We start from the raw sequence: 15,626 nt of genomic DNA on the forward strand, positions 1-15,626 counted from the left end.
GAAAGATGAAATTATATAATTCTTACATATATAAATAGCCAATGTAATAAAAAAAGAGTATAATATGGTAGAAATTATATAATAATTGGAGACAAAAGAAAAAGGAGAAATCAAGAAATGTTTTTTAAAAAAATATATTATGTTTTTTATATGCTGTGGGTAAGGATAAAAGGAGTTAAGCATACATTTATTTTGAGAACTCAAGGTGATGAATCTGCTGAGGAATATGTAAGAAAAACTGCATATCTTTGGAGTAAATTCACTTTAAAAATAATAGGAATAGAATTAGATGTGACGGGCACGGAAAATATACCTGAAGAGCAATGCGTGTTTGTAGGTAATCATTCAAGTATATTAGATATAATAATATTGCTTTATACTGTAAATAAGAAGATGGGATTTATCGCCAAGAAGGAATTGTTAAAAACTCCGATACTAGGTTATTGGTTGAAAAAGAGCAAATGTGTACCTTTAGACAGAAGTAATACAAGAGCTGCTATAGCATCAATTAATGAGGCAATCGAAAATATTAGGAATGGAAGTTCAATGGTTATATTTCCCGAGGGAACTAGAAATAAAGAGGGAAAAGTAGGGCAATTCAAAAAAGGAAGTTTGAAATTAGCAACTAAATCTCAAGCTATAATAGTGCCAGTAAGTATAGATAGGGCTTCTAGAGCATTTGAAGATACTAGAAAATTTAAACCTACAAAAATAAAAGTGGTATTTGGGAAAGCTATTGCTACTAAAGACTTATCAAAAGAAGAAGAGTATAATTTAGCAGAGAATATAAGAAATACAATTATAGATAACTTAAAATAAAGAATAGTTAATAATTTTTAGAACCAAATTATTCGTATTAATACTAATGCGCAATTTTTAGCAAATAATTTTATGGGAAGAAGAAATTTATTTTATATAATAATTATCATAATTATAGATATAATTTAAATTATGTTTTTTCTTTGAGATTACTTAGTTGAATATTGTGCATTTGTTTTATATTACTTCCAAATAATTTATGTGATATACTTTAAGTAAATACTAGTAGAAGATTAAAGATAAATAATTATTTTATAAATAAACTATAAGGATGATTTGATGAAAAAGACAATAGGGATTTTAGCACATGTTGATGCAGGGAAGACTACATTTTCAGAACAAGTGCTTTATCATACAAAAAGTATAGCAAATAGAGGAAGAGTAGATCATAAAGACTCATTTTTAGATAGTCATAATATTGAAAAAGAAAGAGGAATAACTGTATTTTCTGATCAAGGGACTTTTGAACTGAATGGTTCTACGTACTACTTAATTGACACTCCAGGACATATTGATTTTAGCACAGAGATGGAAAGGTCTATAGAAATTATGGATTATGCGATAATCATTATAAGCGGAGTTGAGGGAGTACAGGGTCATACAAAGACAGTGTGGAATTTATTAAGAAAATATAAGATTCCGACTATATTTTTCATTAATAAATTAGACAGAACTGGAGCAGATAAAGATAGAGTTGTAAGAGAAATAAAAAGAGATTTATCTAGTGATGCGTGTTATATAGATAATAATTTTATTTATGACAGCAAAGAAGAAATAGATGATATAAACAAATTTGATGAGTTCAATTTAAATGAGTATTTAATAGAATTTATAAGTGAGCATAATGATGAACTTTTAGAAAAATATATTGAAGGAAACTATGATTATGATCTTTGGATAAAAACGTTTATATCACTCATAAAAGAAAACAAAGTATTTCCATGTTTTGGGGGATCTGCACTTCAAGATGATGGAATAATAGAATTTCTAAATATTATTGACAAATTAACATATACAGAGTATAAAAGTAATGAAAAATTTTCTGGGCGTGTATATAAAATTCGTCATGATGAAAATGGAAATCGCGTAACTTTTATTAAAGCTTTAAAAGGAAAGTTAAAGATTAGAGAGGAAGTAAGCTATGGTGGTGAATTCGTAAAAGAATTCGATCATGTACAAAATAATTCTAACGAAATTACTGAAAAAATAAGCAGTATAAGAATATATAATGGGAAAAGATTTAAAGCAGTAGATGTTGTAGAAGCTGGAGATTTATTTGCTGTGACAGGTATTTCAAAGGCAGTAGCAGGAGATGGTATTGGGGATCTAAAAGAAAAAACACAATACGAAATGACTCCAACCTTAATGTCTAAAGTGATTTTTGATAAAAATTGCAATGCTCGTGAAGTTTTAAGGTATTTCAAAGTGCTAGAGTCAGAAGACCCATCACTAAATGTTACATGGAATGAAATTCTTCAAGAAATCCATGTACATGTAATGGGGAAAATTCAGCTAGAGGTATTGAAGGAGTTAGTTAAAGAAAGGTTTGGTTTAGTAGTTGATTTTGGTAAGTGTCAAATTATTTATAAGGAGACTATAGCAGAAGAATCTATAGGTCGTGGACACTTTGAGCCATTAAGACACTACGCAGAAGTGCATCTTAAACTTGAACCGTTGCCAAGGAATAGTGGAATTGTTTTTGAAAATAAATGTCATGACGATGATTTGACTCAAGGAAATCAGAATTTAATTAGAACACATATTTTTGAGAGAGAGCATCATGGTATATTAACAGGATCGTCTATAACGGATATAAAGTTAACACTATTAACTGGAAGAGCCCATAACAAGCATACTTGTGGGGGGGATTTTAGGGAGGCAACATTTAGGGCATTAAGGCAAGGATTAGAGAAAGCTTACAATATACTATTGGAACCATATTATAAATTTGTAATAGAAGCCTCTAATGAACATGTAGGAAGAATTTTGGCAGATATTCAAAAACTAAGTGGAACTTTTGAACCTATAGAAATGCTAGAAAGCAAAGTGATAGTAAATGGGAGGGGACCAGTCTCAACATTTATGGATTACAGTATGGAAGTTATAGCTTTTACAAGAGGGAAAGGCAGCATAAATTTGATATATGATGGATATGATTTATGCCATAATAGTGAAGAAGTAATAGAAACTAAAGCATACAATAAAAACGCTGATATTGAATATACGTCAACATCAGTATTTTCTTCGCATGGTCAAGGCTATTTGGTCACATGGGATAGAGCTGATGAGGAAATGCATATTGAATTTGATGCATAAATAAGTTACTACAGTAAATTTACATTTAGGTAATTACTCATTTTAATAATTATAATGCAAATTTAATAATTTGGAGATAAAATGAAATATAAATTGGAGATTGAAAAGAAGATTATAGAATTTGAGTTGATTCGGAGGAAAAGAAAAACTATATGTATTAAAATTGAAGAAAGTGGAAAAGTTGTTGTTAGTGCTCCTTTAAAAACTAGCAAAGATTATATTATGTTAGTTGTGAGAAAAAGGTCAGATTGGATTTTTGAAAAGCAGAAAGAAATGATTCAAAGAAATTCAAAAAAGACTAAGAGAGATTTTACACCAGGAAGCACATTTATATATTTAGGAAAAGAGTATTCTTTTAAATTAATTTTTGATGAAAAAATAAAAAACATATCTATTCAACTTAGTGGAAATTCGAATAATGTATATAGAAATGGTGAAGAGCTATTAGGAGATATAGATATCAGTAATGAGGAGAAAAGTTTTATTATACACACAAATACAATGGAAATGGAAAAATTAAGGGCAGCATTTGAAAAGTGGTATAGGAAAGAAACTTTAGAGATCGTTACACGAAGAATAGATTATTATTCAAAGAATTTTAGAGACAAGGTTACAGATATAAGAGTGAAGGAACAAAAAAGAAGGTGGGCAAGCTGCACATGGAAAAATGCTATTCTATTTAATTGGAGATGTAGCATGGCAAGACCTGATGTTTTGGATTATATTGTTGTACACGAAATGTGCCATATGGACCACAGGAATCATTCAAAGGATTTCTGGAATAGAGTTCATGAAATAATGCCGGATTATAAAGAAAAACATGAATGGCTTAAATTAAATGGATTAAATATGTATTTATGAGATATAACACTGTAAAATATAATATGTGGATTTGGAGGTAACGCTTTGTTTTTTATATGTTACCTCTTTTTATAATCACATACTTCTAGATTAGCCTATATAACATTTTCGTCTAATTGTGTAAGTCTTTGTGTAGATGCATCTATATGCAAATTATACGCTAAACCTAAGACAACTAAAAGTCCCCCGATGATTTTGGCTAATGGAATAGTGTTTTGTATCACACAATCCAAAATGATTCCAGTAAAAAGTTGTCCAATAAATATTAATAAAGTAGCATAAAATGAGGACATCTTTGGTGTTATAACACTAGATAAGATGACAACAATTACTCCTAATAGACCACCTAGATAAGCATAAAGTGGAAGAGTGTGAAATTGTTCAAGTAAAAATTTATCTTTTATAATAAGAAATAATAATATTGATGCAACTAAACCAGTAATATAATTAAAAAAGCTTGATTGTACTAACCCTACCTTCTCAGAAAGTCTAGTATTTAGAATTCTTGAAATTACTACAATAGCGCCAGCTGCTATCGAAATTAAAACAAAAAACATATTGATAATTGCTCCTTTCTTTTAAAAAAATGACATGATAAAGATTCCAGCTATTATAACTAAGAGTCCTATAAATTTTTTCTTATTAAAGTTAGACTTTGGTACATCTAAGAATCCATAGTGATCAAAAGCTAATGAAGTTAATAGTTGGCCTAGAAGTCCTAATGCAACAGGAAGAGAAACTCCAAGAGCTGCATAGCTTAAGTTATTAAACATAACGGTAAAAACACTAATAGCGCCAGCAATATAAAGATATAATGGTAAGTTATTCTTAAAAGTAATTTTAATCTTTTTAAAGATAACTATTCCTATAACAATTATCAATCCCACAAAGTGAATTACAATTAAGGAAGAATAGTTGCCAAGTCCGTCAGATAATTTAGCGTTGAAAGCAATCATAATAGTTATAAGTACGCCTATTAGTAATGATAAAATATTATACATAAGTGCTATCTCCTTAAATAAATTTATTATTTTGTTTATAAATAGTTTTAAGAGTTATTTCGAAAGGAAAGTTGCTCTTTATATTGTAAATTACTATAATGAGATTTATATAGGACAAATGTCATGTTTAAAATTAATTTTTTATTCAATATATATTAGGAGTTGACTTCATTGATAAAGATAGAAGATAATATCAGGCTTTCAGAATACATAAATAAAAATAAATTAGAAAACCTATTTTCAGAAGATATGGGAAGATATATGGAACTATATATGTTCAATAAAAATGAATATATCTGTAGGGAAGAAGAGATTTTAGAAAATATGTATTTTTTGGTTGAAGGAAAAGCCAAAGTATCTAAACATCTAGAAAATGGTAAATCATTATTAATATCATTTTATAGCCCGATTACAATAATTGGAGATGCTGAATTTGTAAGAAATAATCCAACTGATTGCAGTGTTCAAGCAATTAAGGACACTTACTGTATAGGAATTAGATTTGATATTGTAAGAAAGATTCTAATAAATGATTGTAAGTTTTTGGTGAATTTATGTAGCTATTTGAGTGAGAAATTAACAAATAGCAGTACTAATACTTCAATAAACTTATTATATCCACTTGAAAATAGGCTTGCTAGTTATATAATAGCATTCTCTGAAATTGAAAATTCAAATACTAGAAAAATTGTATTTAGAGAAAATTACATTGAAATAGCAGAATTGCTAGGAACAAGTTATAGACATTTAAGTAGAACATTGAATAAGCTTTGCTTAGAAGGGATTTTGAAAAGAGATAATAAGGAATATTTTATTCAAGATTATGATAAATTATTGTATTTAGCAGGAGACTTATATAAATAACAAATTGTTTTATTTACTTATTGTTAGGATCTACCAGACATATAATTAGCATAGATTGATGCAAAGGCTTATTTAGATAAATATGCATTGAATTATATATTAAGAATAGTATTAAAAAATGTCCACTACTAAATTTAAAGTTATATTTAGTAGTGGACTTTTTATTTATACAAAATTTTGATTTAGTATTTTCAAAACTCCTAGTGGTCTAAATTTTATATTTCTACATTTCGTCTTCTTATTTTAAATCCAATTACATCCTCAATTTCGTTGACGTCTTTTATGTTCTTTGGATCTATAAACATACATGTATAGCCGCTTTCGCCAGCTCTTCCAGTTCTACCAATACGATGTATATAACTTTCAACGCTTTCAGGAATATCATAATTGTAGATATGTGTTATTCCGTTTATATCTAGTCCTCTTGCGGCAACATCGGTAGCAATTAAGTATTGAATTTCTGCATTTCTAAAAGATTTCATTATTCTTTCTCTTTTATTTTGAGGAATATCACTATGTAATTTTTCGCAATTATATTTACGAGTATGCAGGACTGCTTCAAGTTCATCAACTCTTCTTTTTGTTCTACAAAATATAATAGCCATAAATGGATTATCTTCATCTAGAACTTTGCATAAAGCATCTCGTTTTTTTCTATCAGTAGTTTCAACAATGTCTTGTTCTATAGCATCTAGAGCTATATCATCTTGTTTTATGAATACTTCAATAGGATTTTTCATATATCTATAAGCTAGTTTTTTTACAGAAGAGTCAATTGTAGCTGAAAAGCAAAGAATTTGTTTTTTTCTAGGCATCTTGCTTATAATTGATTCAACTTCGTTTTTAAATCCCATTAGTAACATTTGATCTGCTTCATCTAAAATAAAAGTTTTTAACTTACTTAAGTCGATTGTTTTCCTTTCTAGATGATCTAATAGTCTGCCTGGAGTTGCAATAATTAAGTGAATATTATTATTTAGTTTTTTTAACTGAGAAGCAATATCTTTACCTCCGTAAACAGGCAATATACTTATATCATTAAATTCTTTGAGTTTGTTAGCTTCATTAGTTATTTGTATTGCAAGCTCTCGAGTTGGAGTCAATATGAGAGCTTGAATTTCATTAGATTTTGGATTTATATTTTCTAAAAGAGGAAGTAAAAATGCAAGGGTTTTCCCAGTTCCAGTAGCTGCTTCTGCAATGACGTCTTTACCGTCTATTATTTGGGGGATACTTTGCTTCTGTATTGGTGTGGGATCAGCAATCCCTGATTTATTTAGTATTTTGATTAAATCGTCACTAAGACCTAATTGTTTAAAATTCATTATTTTCATACCTTTCATAATTTACAAATAAAGTATCAATTTAAGTATTTCTTTTTATGTTAGACACTATTCTTTATAATATAATTATCTAGCATTAAAAGTCAATCTACTATATAAAAGAGTTTTACAAAATAATAAAATGTGTTAAATTATAATAGGAAGAAGAAAATGTATTTACAATTATGGGAAAAAAGATATTATTTAATATATTGGTAAAGAAAGATTTGAAGAAAATCGTATGTAAAGCAAAACTTTTAATAGTTGATTTTCTAAATGTGTCTTAATATAATTAAATATAGAAGAAAGGCAAGATACGGTGATTTTATGAAGATTTCAACAAAAGGTAGATATGGATTAAGAGCATTAATTGATATTTGTATATTCTCGGTTTCAGAGATGGTTACTGTAAAAAGTATTTCTGAAAGACAAGGAATATCTGAGAGATATTTGGAACAAATATTTTCTTCTTTAAGAAAAGGAGGTATTATAAATGCTAAAAAGGGAGCCCAAGGAGGTTATTTTTTGGCTAAAAGTTCTAGAGAATTTACAGTTGGAGATATATTAAATGTTCTAGAAGGTGATTTACTTCTAATTGATATAGAGAATGATGAAAATGAAATAGAAAATTTTATGAGCGAAAATTTGTGGAATGTTATAAATAATAAAATAATTAATTTTTTCAATTCAATAACTTTAGAGGATTTGGTTAACGATTATAAAAAATACAATAGAGAAGATATGTATTATATTTAATCATGATTTAGTAGCAGTAGATATATATTTACTGCTACTAAATATGTACTGCCTACCATTACTGTAGGCTTATTTTATTTTAGCTTAATGCTTTTTAATTTGTTTTTTAATTCAAACATTTCTAATTCCAAGGAATCTATTTTTTTATCTAAGATTTCATTACGTTTAGAGTCAATTACCTTAGATTTTTCATCTAAAATTCTATCTATATCGGCCATAACTACTAATAATTTTTTAAATAAATCATATGCTGTTTCCATATGAAAACTCCTTTCATTAAAATATAAATAATCCATTAAGTGTAGATGATAATTAATTACTAGGTAGTATATTCAATCTAAATAATTATTGTGAATTATATATTTCTATAATGTTTTTAGTTAATATTATAGATAAATATCTATGTTAAAAGGGCTTGTATTATTTTTAAGACTATGTTATTATAATTTCAATAAATTAAAACCTTTGATAAGAATAGTAGATAATAAAACTTAGTGTAAAGAGAGTTCGATGTTTGGTGAGAGTCGAGTACTGAAGATATTATTGAATGGGTCTTTGAGGTGACATTTTGAAATCTTAAGAGTAGGAATGTACGGGAAGTCAGCCGTTAAAATGACAGGATATAATTATGGGGATTTTGTGTTAGGCTGAATTTCATAATAGTATCTGATAGCATATATACATTAGGTGGCATAGCGAAATTTATACATTTCGTCCTATTTAGGACGGGATGTTTTTTATTTTTAATAAGTTTAATATGTTATTTGTTCTTATAAAATATTTTTAATTCTAATAAATATAGAGTTAGAAGTAAAAGTACTTACTATTTTCCATATTAAATTTAACTATTATTTAAAGATTAAAGTAGCTATGAGAAATACCGTTTAGATTGTATTTGATTTTGGGTGGCATAACGAGTCACTTCGTCCCAATATTCGGGATGAAGTGGCTTTTTTTATATAATTTAACGAAAATTGGGGGGAGAATCATGATTAATATTTCAAAGGAAACTTTTAATCAAAAAAAGAAGGGTGAATGTATTTTTTCATTAATAAGTGAATTTAGAGGAGATGAAATTACTCCTATTAAAATTTTTGGTGGATTCAAAGGCAAAAGAAAATTTATTTTCGAAAGTGGAAGTAAAGAAAATTATTTCGGTAGGTATTCATTTTTAGGAGAAAATCCTTATAAAGAAATTTGTGGGGATGGAAAAGAAGAAATAGATGAACTCAAAAAAGAGAGTAGATTAAAGTTTGATAATAGTACTAATATTTTTTCATTTAAAGGCGGGGCTATAGGATATATGGGATATGATTCCATACAGTTTTATGAGAAGAAACTTAATTTTAATAACAAAGATGATTTAAAGCTTCCTATAATAAGATTTAATTTTTATAACAGGTATATTTGCTACGATCATTTTACTCATAAAGTTTATATTATAGACAACATATTAAATAACGATGCTCGAGAGTATGGTGAAATAATCGAATCACAATATAAATATATAAATAGTCTACTTTACAAGCCGATACTAACGGAGCCATCGAAAGGAAAGAAAGATGTTTCTTTCAGATTTCATACATCTAAAGAAGATTTTGAAGAAAAAGTTAGAAAAGCAAAAGAACATATATTGGCAGGAGATATATTCCAAGTTGTATTATCACAGAGAATGACTTGTGAAACTGAAAAAAACCATTTTGAGATATATAGAAAGCTTAGAGAAGAGAACCCTTCACCGTATATGTATCTAATAGATTATGATAGCTATCAAGTTATAGGATCATCACCAGAAAGTTTAGTATCGGTGAGAGAAGGTAAAGTTATTACAAATCCTATAGCTGGAACTAGAAAAAGAGGTGAAACTCCAGAAATTGATAATGCACTTGAAAAAGAATTAATTGAAGATAAAAAGGAGCTTGCAGAACATGTTATGCTTGTTGATCTAGGAAGAAATGATATAGGTAAAGTAAGCAAGATAGGAACAGTTAATGTGAGCGATTTTATGAAAATTGAGAGGTTTTCGCATGTTATGCATATTACTACTAAGGTTGTTGGGGATATAAAAGATGATTTGGACGGATTTGATGCATTAGCAGCATGTCTTCCAGCAGGAACAGTATCTGGTGCCCCTAAAATCAGAGCTATGGAGATTATAGAAGATCTTGAAGATTTCAAAAGAGGAATTTATTCAGGAGCCGTTGGATATTTTTCTTATGGAGGAAATATGGATACAGCAATTTCTATAAGGACGTTAATATTAAAGGATAAAACGGCTTATCTTCAAGCAGGAGCTGGAATAGTATATGATTCAGTTCCAGAAAAAGAATTTGAAGAAGTTCAAAGTAAACTAATGGCTTTAAAGGAGGCTTTAAGATGATTGCTTTAATAGATAATTATGATTCATTTACATTTAATTTATATCAATACTTAAGTGAATTTGCAGAAACAGTGGTTTTTAGAAATGATGAAATAACTGTAGAGAAGTTGAGAGAACTAAACCCAAAAGGTATAGTAATATCCCCAGGACCAGGCATTCCAGAGAATGCAGGTATATCCATAGAGGTTGTAAAAGAATTAGGAAATAAGATTCCCATCTTGGGTATATGTCTTGGACATCAAAGCATTGCAGAAGCTTATGGAGGAAAAGTAATTAGAGCAAGTGAAATTTTTCATGGCAAAACATCAAAAGTTCAAGTAAAAGGAAAGGATATATTTGAAGGAATACCAAGAAAATTAGAAGTTATGAGATATCATTCGCTTATAGTTGAGAATAGTTCACTTCCTAGCTGTCTTGAAGTACTAGCTTTAACTGTTGAAGGCAATTATATAATGGCACTTAAGCATAAGGAATACAACGTTTTTGGACTTCAATTCCACCCAGAATCAATATACACAGCAAAAGGTAAGCATATTATTGGAAATTTTGTGATTAATATTTGTGGGGACACATTAGGCGATTAAAATTAAATATTAAAGAATGTAATATTAAATGTGAAAGCGCTGAAATAAGCAATTTTATAAATTTTAAGGGGGCATTAAAATGATTATAAATGATGCAATCAAGAAGTTGGCTTTAAGGGAAGAATTAACAGAAGATGAAGTAAGAGGTGTAATTAATCAGATTATGAAAGGGGAAGCAACTCCGGCACAAATTGGAGGTTTCTTAGTTGGACTTAGAGTAAATGGGGAAACTCCAAGGCAAATATTAGGTGCAGTTAAAGCAATTAGAGATAATGGGGTAAAAGTTGAAATAGAAAACACAGAACATTTGATTGATACCTGCGGTACAGGTGGAGATGGTTCAAAAACTTTTAATATTTCTACAGCAGTAGCAATAGTTGCAGCAAGTGGTGGCGCTAAGGTTGCAAAACATGGGAATCGCGCAGTTTCAAGTAAAAGTGGTTGTGCAGATGTACTAGTCGAACTTGGAATAAATATTGATTTTGATGAAATTCAAAGTAAAAAAATCATTGAAGAAAATGGAATGGCATTTCTATTTGCACCAAAATACAATGGTGCCATGAAGAATGTATCAAAAGAAAGAAAAGAACTTGGAATAAGAACAATTTTTAATTTACTGGGACCATTAGCAAATCCAGCGCCAATTACTGGGCAACTAATGGGAGTATATGATGGAGCTTTACTAGAGGATATTGGGGAAGTATTGCTAAATCTGGGATTAAAAAGAGCAATGATTGTTCATGGTGATGATGGGTTAGATGAAATTACGATTACTACATCAACAAGTATATGTGAAGTTAAGGATGGAAAAATTAAAAATTATAAACTAGATCCAGAAAAGCTAGGTTTTAAGAAAGCTACTTTAGATGATATTAAGGGTGGGGAAGCAAAAGAAAACGCAGAAATAATAATGAAAATTCTTAAGGGGGAAAGAGGTCCTAAAAGAGACATTGTAGTTTTGAACTCGGGGGCCGCGTTATACGTAGCGAACTTAGTTGATTCCATAGAAGATGGTATTAAAAAAGCATCAGAGCTCATTGATTCGAGAGCAGCTTATAAAAAGTATGAGGAACTTTCTAGTTTGCAAGTGATAGTTTAAATAATAATAAAGGGGGCAATGCTTTTGATTTTAGATGATATTATTGAAATGAAAAAAATAAGGGTAGAGAAGAGAAAAAAAGAAATTCCTATGAAAGAATTAGAAAAACAAGCATTATGTAGAGTTGAAAATGAAGTAGAAGCAAGTTTTAGAAATCCTTTTATACAGGAATTAAGAAAAGATGGGTTATCAGTAATAGGAGAATTTAAAAAGGCATCACCATCTAAAGGTGTTATTGTAGAGGACTTTAATATAAAAGAAATATTAAACTATTATACGTATATTGGAATAGATGTATTTTCGATTCTAACTGAAGAAGATTTCTTTTTAGGATGTGATGATTATTTAAAAGAAATTAGAAAAATTTCGCATACTCCAATATTACGTAAAGATTTTATAATTGACTTCTACCAGATTTATGAGTCGAAAGTTTTGGGTGCGAATGGAATCCTGCTTATTGCAAGTGTTTTAGGTGAAAGGCTGGGGGAGTTTTACAAAGAAGCAAAGAGATTTAATTTAGAACCATTAGTAGAAATTCATAATAAGGCAGAACTAGATTTAGCACTTAAGCATGATTGTGAAATTATTGGAGTTAATAATAGAGATTTGAAAAATTTCAATGTTTCGTTAGATATAACTAAAGAATTAATTCGGTGTATTCCAAAAGATAAGATAATAATAGCTGAAAGTGGAATCATGAGTATAGAAGATTTGAATGTAATTAATGAATATGGAGTAGATGGAGTTTTAATTGGAGAATTATTTATGAGAAAAATAAATGATTCTGAATTTAAAGCTAAATATAAAGAATTTAGAAATAATAAGTAATTTATAAATCTAAAATAATATTAGATTATGTGAGGATTTGATATGATTCAAGTTAAAATTTGTGGGATAACTAATAAGAGTGAGATTAAATATTTAAATATATTAAAGCCAGAATATATGGGATTTGTTTTTACAAAAAGTAAAAGACAGGTAACATTAAGAGAAGCTAAACAGTTATCTAATAATTTAGATAAAGAAATAAAAATCGTTGGAGTATTTAAAGATAATTCTATAGATGAAATTTTAGATGTTACTAATGCACTACCTTTAAATATTATTCAGCTTCATGGAAAAGAAGATGAAAACTTTATATCATCGTTAAAGGCAAGTGTGGAGAAATCAGTAAGTATATGGAAAGCATTATCAATAAGCGATGCTGAAAATATAAAAAAATATGTAGATCATAAGTATATAGATTTAATTGATAATATCCTTATAGATGGAGATAAACCAGGTAGTGGAGAAACTTTCCCATTAGAAGATATATGTGAATTATTAAAAGTAGATTCTAATAAGGAAAATAATTACAATACAACTAATAATACCTGTAGCTTCTTTTTGGCAGGTGGTATAACCCCAGAAAATGTAGTTGAAAGAATAGAGAAAGTAAGTCCTTATGGAATTGATGTCTCATCAGGGGTAGAAATAACAAATGAAGATGGAACTAGAACAAAATCTTTTGAAAAGATGAGAAGTTTAATTGAAAAAGTGAGAGCAATTAATATTAATTGAATCAAGAAAGGGGAAAAAGTAATGAAAGGTAGATTTAACGAATTTGGGGGGCAATATGTTCCTGAAACTGTAATGAATGCACTTATCGAACTTGAAGATGCTTACAATAAGGTGATAGATGATAAAGAATTTATGGATGAGTACATGTATTATTTAAATTATTATACAGGAAGACCAAGTCCACTTTATTATGCTGAAAATATGACAAAAGATTTAGGTGGAGCAAAAATTTATTTAAAGAGAGAAGATTTAAATCATACTGGTGCTCATAAAATTAATAATGCGTTAGGACAAGTACTCTTAGCTAAAAGAATGGGTAAGAAGAAGGTCATAGCAGAAACAGGTGCTGGACAACATGGCGTTGCAACAGCTACAGTGGCAGCAAAATTTGGCTTGGAATGTAAGATATTTATGGGAGAAGAGGATATAAAGAGACAAGCTATGAATGTTAAGAAGATGGAACTTTTGGGTGCTGAAGTTGTTCCAGTATTAAATGGAGTAAGAACATTAAATGATGCAGTAACTGAAGCAATTAGATATTGGGCCTCAAATGTAGAAGATACATACTACGTTTTAGGAACAGCTGCTGGTCCTCACCCATATCCAACTATGGTTAGGAATTTCCAAAGAGTAATAGGTGATGAAGCTAGAAAGCAAATATTAGAGCTTGAAGGAAGGCTGCCGGATTATATCTTAGCTCCAGTTGGTGGTGGAAGCAATGCAATAGGAATATTTTATCCATTTATTAACGACAAGGAAGTTAATCTTATTGGAGTTGAAGCTGCAGGTAAAGGTATTGAAACTGGAGAACATGCAGCAACCATTACAAAAAAGGAAAAAGGAATATTACATGGAATGTTGAGTTATGTACTTCAGGATAATGATGGTGGAGTACTTGAAGCATATTCAATATCAGCTGGTCTTGATTATCCAGGAGTTGGACCTGAACATGCATATTTAGCTGAAACTAATAGAGCTGAATATGAAAGCATAACAGATGAAGAAGCTGTAAGAGATGGATTTATGTATTTAACCAGAATAGAAGGAATAGTACCAGCACTTGAATCGTCTCATGCTGTAGCATATGCTAAAAAATTAGCACAAACACTTAGCAGCGATAAAATCATAATTGTTAATATTTCAGGGAGAGGAGATAAAGATATGGATGCTGTGCTTGCATATCTAGGTGAAAAATAATGAATAGAATAGATTTATCATTTAATAAAGTAAAAGAAGAAAATAGAAAAGCCTTAATACCTTTTGTAACATGTGGAGCAGATTTTACGGTTGAAGAAACAGCTGATTTGATAGTGTCTTTAGAAAAAGAAGGAGCAACTATAGTTGAAATTGGAGTGCCTTTTAGAGATCCTCTTGCTGATGGCCCAGTAATACAAAATGCATATACTAAAGCGCTTCAAAATGGAACAAAAGTAAAAGACGTATTTAGATGTGTAGAATTAATAAGGGAAAAATCAGAAGTTCCGATTGTGTTAATGGTGTATTTCAATGTTGTATACTTTACTGGAGTAGAAAATTTCCTAAAAATAGCGGCAAAAAGCGGTGTAGATGGGCTTATAGTTCCAGATGTCCCTCTAGAGGAGAGGGGAGATCTTGATAAAGTCTGTGAAGATAATGGCATGTACTTAATTCCTCTAGTGGCTAGAACTTCAAAAGATAGAATAGCAGCAATAACAAAAGGGGCAAAAGGTTTTGTATATTGTGTATCTACAAATGGAACTACAGGGGAAAGAAAAACTTTGGATTCTGGAACTCATGAATATTTAGAAGAAGTTAGAATGAACGTAGACATACCAATGTGCATTGGTTTTGGAATTTCGTCAAAAGAAGTAGTAAAAGAAGTTAAAGACTATTGTGATGGGGTAATTGTAGGTAGTGCAATAGTTAAGAGAATGGCAGAAGGAAAAGAAGCCGTAATAGACTTCGTGAAAGATTTAAGTGATGGTTTTAAATAATATAAAGTATATTTAATATGAGCTATAAAAAATATCATATTTATTATTATGATATTTTCAGCTAAATCCACCTTATCGTAAAGATAAAGTG

General features: G+C 29.4%; 16 protein-coding genes. 12 read left to right on the top strand and 4 right to left on the bottom strand.

Annotation, left to right across the window (positions count from 1 at the left end; genetic code table 11):
• Window positions 1-117: 117 nt before the first annotated feature.
• From PZA12_RS09010 to PZA12_RS09020, 3 genes are all read left to right on the top strand, one after another.
• Window positions 118-819 (top strand): lysophospholipid acyltransferase family protein, encoded by a 702-nt coding sequence (locus PZA12_RS09010; protein ID WP_077842624.1) that lies wholly within the window; start codon window positions 118-120, stop codon window positions 817-819.
• A 279-nt stretch (window positions 820-1,098) separates the two neighbouring features.
• Complete coding sequence (locus PZA12_RS09015; protein WP_103699173.1) at window positions 1,099-3,135, top strand: GTP-binding protein; 2,037 nt, start codon at window positions 1,099-1,101, stop codon at window positions 3,133-3,135.
• 81 nt (window positions 3,136-3,216) lie between these two features.
• Window positions 3,217-3,996 (top strand): M48 family metallopeptidase, encoded by a 780-nt coding sequence (locus tag PZA12_RS09020; protein ID WP_078115249.1) that lies wholly within the window; start codon window positions 3,217-3,219, stop codon window positions 3,994-3,996.
• A gap of 95 nt (window positions 3,997-4,091) precedes the next feature.
• Here PZA12_RS09020 and PZA12_RS09025 read toward each other — a convergent pair whose 3' ends face one another.
• Entirely contained in the window at window positions 4,092-4,553 is a 462-nt protein-coding gene (locus PZA12_RS09025) for a DMT family transporter (RefSeq protein WP_078115250.1), read from the bottom strand.
• 21 nt (window positions 4,554-4,574) lie between these two features.
• On the bottom strand, window positions 4,575-4,997 hold the full coding sequence (locus PZA12_RS09030) for a DMT family transporter (RefSeq protein WP_017208937.1): 423 nt from the start codon (window positions 4,995-4,997) through the stop codon (window positions 4,575-4,577).
• A 171-nt stretch (window positions 4,998-5,168) separates the two neighbouring features.
• Between PZA12_RS09030 and PZA12_RS09035 the strand changes: the two genes are divergently transcribed.
• Window positions 5,169-5,861 carry a cyclic nucleotide-binding domain-containing protein gene (locus tag PZA12_RS09035; protein ID WP_078115251.1) on the top strand — a complete coding sequence of 231 codons (693 nt, stop codon included), beginning with the start codon at window positions 5,169-5,171 and terminating at the stop codon, window positions 5,859-5,861.
• Between the two features lie 215 nt (window positions 5,862-6,076).
• Here PZA12_RS09035 and PZA12_RS09040 read toward each other — a convergent pair whose 3' ends face one another.
• Entirely contained in the window at window positions 6,077-7,186 is a 1,110-nt protein-coding gene (locus PZA12_RS09040) for a DEAD/DEAH box helicase (protein WP_078115252.1), read from the bottom strand.
• Window positions 7,187-7,510: 324 nt separating this feature from the next.
• Here PZA12_RS09040 and PZA12_RS09045 point away from each other — a divergent pair, with 324 nt between their 5' ends.
• Entirely contained in the window at window positions 7,511-7,939 is a 429-nt protein-coding gene (locus tag PZA12_RS09045; protein WP_077841802.1) for an RrF2 family transcriptional regulator, read from the top strand.
• A 74-nt stretch (window positions 7,940-8,013) separates the two neighbouring features.
• Here the strand turns inward: PZA12_RS09045 and PZA12_RS09050 are convergent, their stop codons facing one another.
• Window positions 8,014-8,199 carry a hypothetical protein gene (locus PZA12_RS09050; protein ID WP_077839461.1) on the bottom strand — a complete coding sequence of 62 codons (186 nt, stop codon included), beginning with the start codon at window positions 8,197-8,199 and terminating at the stop codon, window positions 8,014-8,016.
• Window positions 8,200-8,927: 728 nt separating this feature from the next.
• On the opposite strand from PZA12_RS09050, the gene trpE reads away from it, so the two are divergent.
• From trpE to trpA, 7 genes are all read left to right on the top strand, one after another.
• A complete protein-coding gene (gene trpE / locus PZA12_RS09055; protein WP_078115253.1) occupies window positions 8,928-10,319 on the top strand; it encodes an anthranilate synthase component I in 1,392 nt (463 codons plus the stop codon).
• Window positions 10,316-10,903 (top strand): anthranilate synthase component II, encoded by a 588-nt coding sequence (locus PZA12_RS09060; RefSeq protein WP_077839463.1) that lies wholly within the window; start codon window positions 10,316-10,318, stop codon window positions 10,901-10,903. The genes trpE and PZA12_RS09060 overlap by 4 nt, the downstream gene beginning before the upstream one ends.
• A gap of 82 nt (window positions 10,904-10,985) precedes the next feature.
• Window positions 10,986-12,002: an anthranilate phosphoribosyltransferase gene (trpD, locus tag PZA12_RS09065; protein ID WP_206491025.1), complete on the top strand. Its 1,017-nt coding sequence runs from the start codon at window positions 10,986-10,988 to the stop codon at window positions 12,000-12,002.
• Between the two features lie 24 nt (window positions 12,003-12,026).
• Window positions 12,027-12,830, top strand: coding sequence for an indole-3-glycerol phosphate synthase TrpC (gene trpC / locus PZA12_RS09070; protein WP_078115255.1), 804 nt, complete (start codon window positions 12,027-12,029; stop codon window positions 12,828-12,830).
• A gap of 42 nt (window positions 12,831-12,872) precedes the next feature.
• Window positions 12,873-13,562 (top strand): phosphoribosylanthranilate isomerase, encoded by a 690-nt coding sequence (locus tag PZA12_RS09075; protein WP_077841797.1) that lies wholly within the window; start codon window positions 12,873-12,875, stop codon window positions 13,560-13,562.
• 21 nt (window positions 13,563-13,583) lie between these two features.
• Window positions 13,584-14,759 carry a tryptophan synthase subunit beta gene (gene trpB / locus PZA12_RS09080; RefSeq protein WP_077839467.1) on the top strand — a complete coding sequence of 392 codons (1,176 nt, stop codon included), beginning with the start codon at window positions 13,584-13,586 and terminating at the stop codon, window positions 14,757-14,759.
• Window positions 14,759-15,535: a tryptophan synthase subunit alpha gene (gene trpA, locus PZA12_RS09085; protein WP_078115256.1), complete on the top strand. Its 777-nt coding sequence runs from the start codon at window positions 14,759-14,761 to the stop codon at window positions 15,533-15,535. Before trpB ends, trpA begins: the two co-directional genes overlap by 1 nt.
• The last annotated feature ends 91 nt before the right edge of the window (window positions 15,536-15,626 follow it).

The sequence above is a fragment of the Clostridium beijerinckii genome, assembly GCF_036699995.1.
Classification (GTDB): domain Bacteria; phylum Bacillota; class Clostridia; order Clostridiales; family Clostridiaceae; genus Clostridium; species Clostridium helianthi.

Excerpts from the sequence above, each read along its gene's own strand:
- PZA12_RS09030 (WP_017208937.1), bottom strand. The coding sequence starts at position 4,997 with ATGTATAATATTTTATCATTACTAATAGGCGTACTTATAACTATTATG.
- PZA12_RS09075 (WP_077841797.1), top strand. The coding sequence starts at position 12,873 with ATGATTCAAGTTAAAATTTGTGGGATAACTAATAAGAGTGAGATTAAA.
- trpE (WP_078115253.1), top strand. The coding sequence starts at position 8,928 with ATGATTAATATTTCAAAGGAAACTTTTAATCAAAAAAAGAAGGGTGAA.
- trpA (WP_078115256.1), top strand. The coding sequence starts at position 14,759 with ATGAATAGAATAGATTTATCATTTAATAAAGTAAAAGAAGAAAATAGA.
- PZA12_RS09015 (WP_103699173.1), top strand. The coding sequence starts at position 1,099 with ATGAAAAAGACAATAGGGATTTTAGCACATGTTGATGCAGGGAAGACT.
- trpB (WP_077839467.1), top strand. The coding sequence starts at position 13,584 with ATGAAAGGTAGATTTAACGAATTTGGGGGGCAATATGTTCCTGAAACT.
- PZA12_RS09020 (WP_078115249.1), top strand. The coding sequence starts at position 3,217 with ATGAAATATAAATTGGAGATTGAAAAGAAGATTATAGAATTTGAGTTG.
- PZA12_RS09025 (WP_078115250.1), bottom strand. The coding sequence starts at position 4,553 with ATGTTTTTTGTTTTAATTTCGATAGCAGCTGGCGCTATTGTAGTAATT.
- PZA12_RS09060 (WP_077839463.1), top strand. The coding sequence starts at position 10,316 with ATGATTGCTTTAATAGATAATTATGATTCATTTACATTTAATTTATAT.
- PZA12_RS09045 (WP_077841802.1), top strand. The coding sequence starts at position 7,511 with ATGAAGATTTCAACAAAAGGTAGATATGGATTAAGAGCATTAATTGAT.
- PZA12_RS09040 (WP_078115252.1), bottom strand. The coding sequence starts at position 7,186 with ATGAATTTTAAACAATTAGGTCTTAGTGACGATTTAATCAAAATACTA.
- PZA12_RS09010 (WP_077842624.1), top strand. The coding sequence starts at position 118 with ATGTTTTTTAAAAAAATATATTATGTTTTTTATATGCTGTGGGTAAGG.
- PZA12_RS09050 (WP_077839461.1), bottom strand. The coding sequence starts at position 8,199 with ATGGAAACAGCATATGATTTATTTAAAAAATTATTAGTAGTTATGGCC.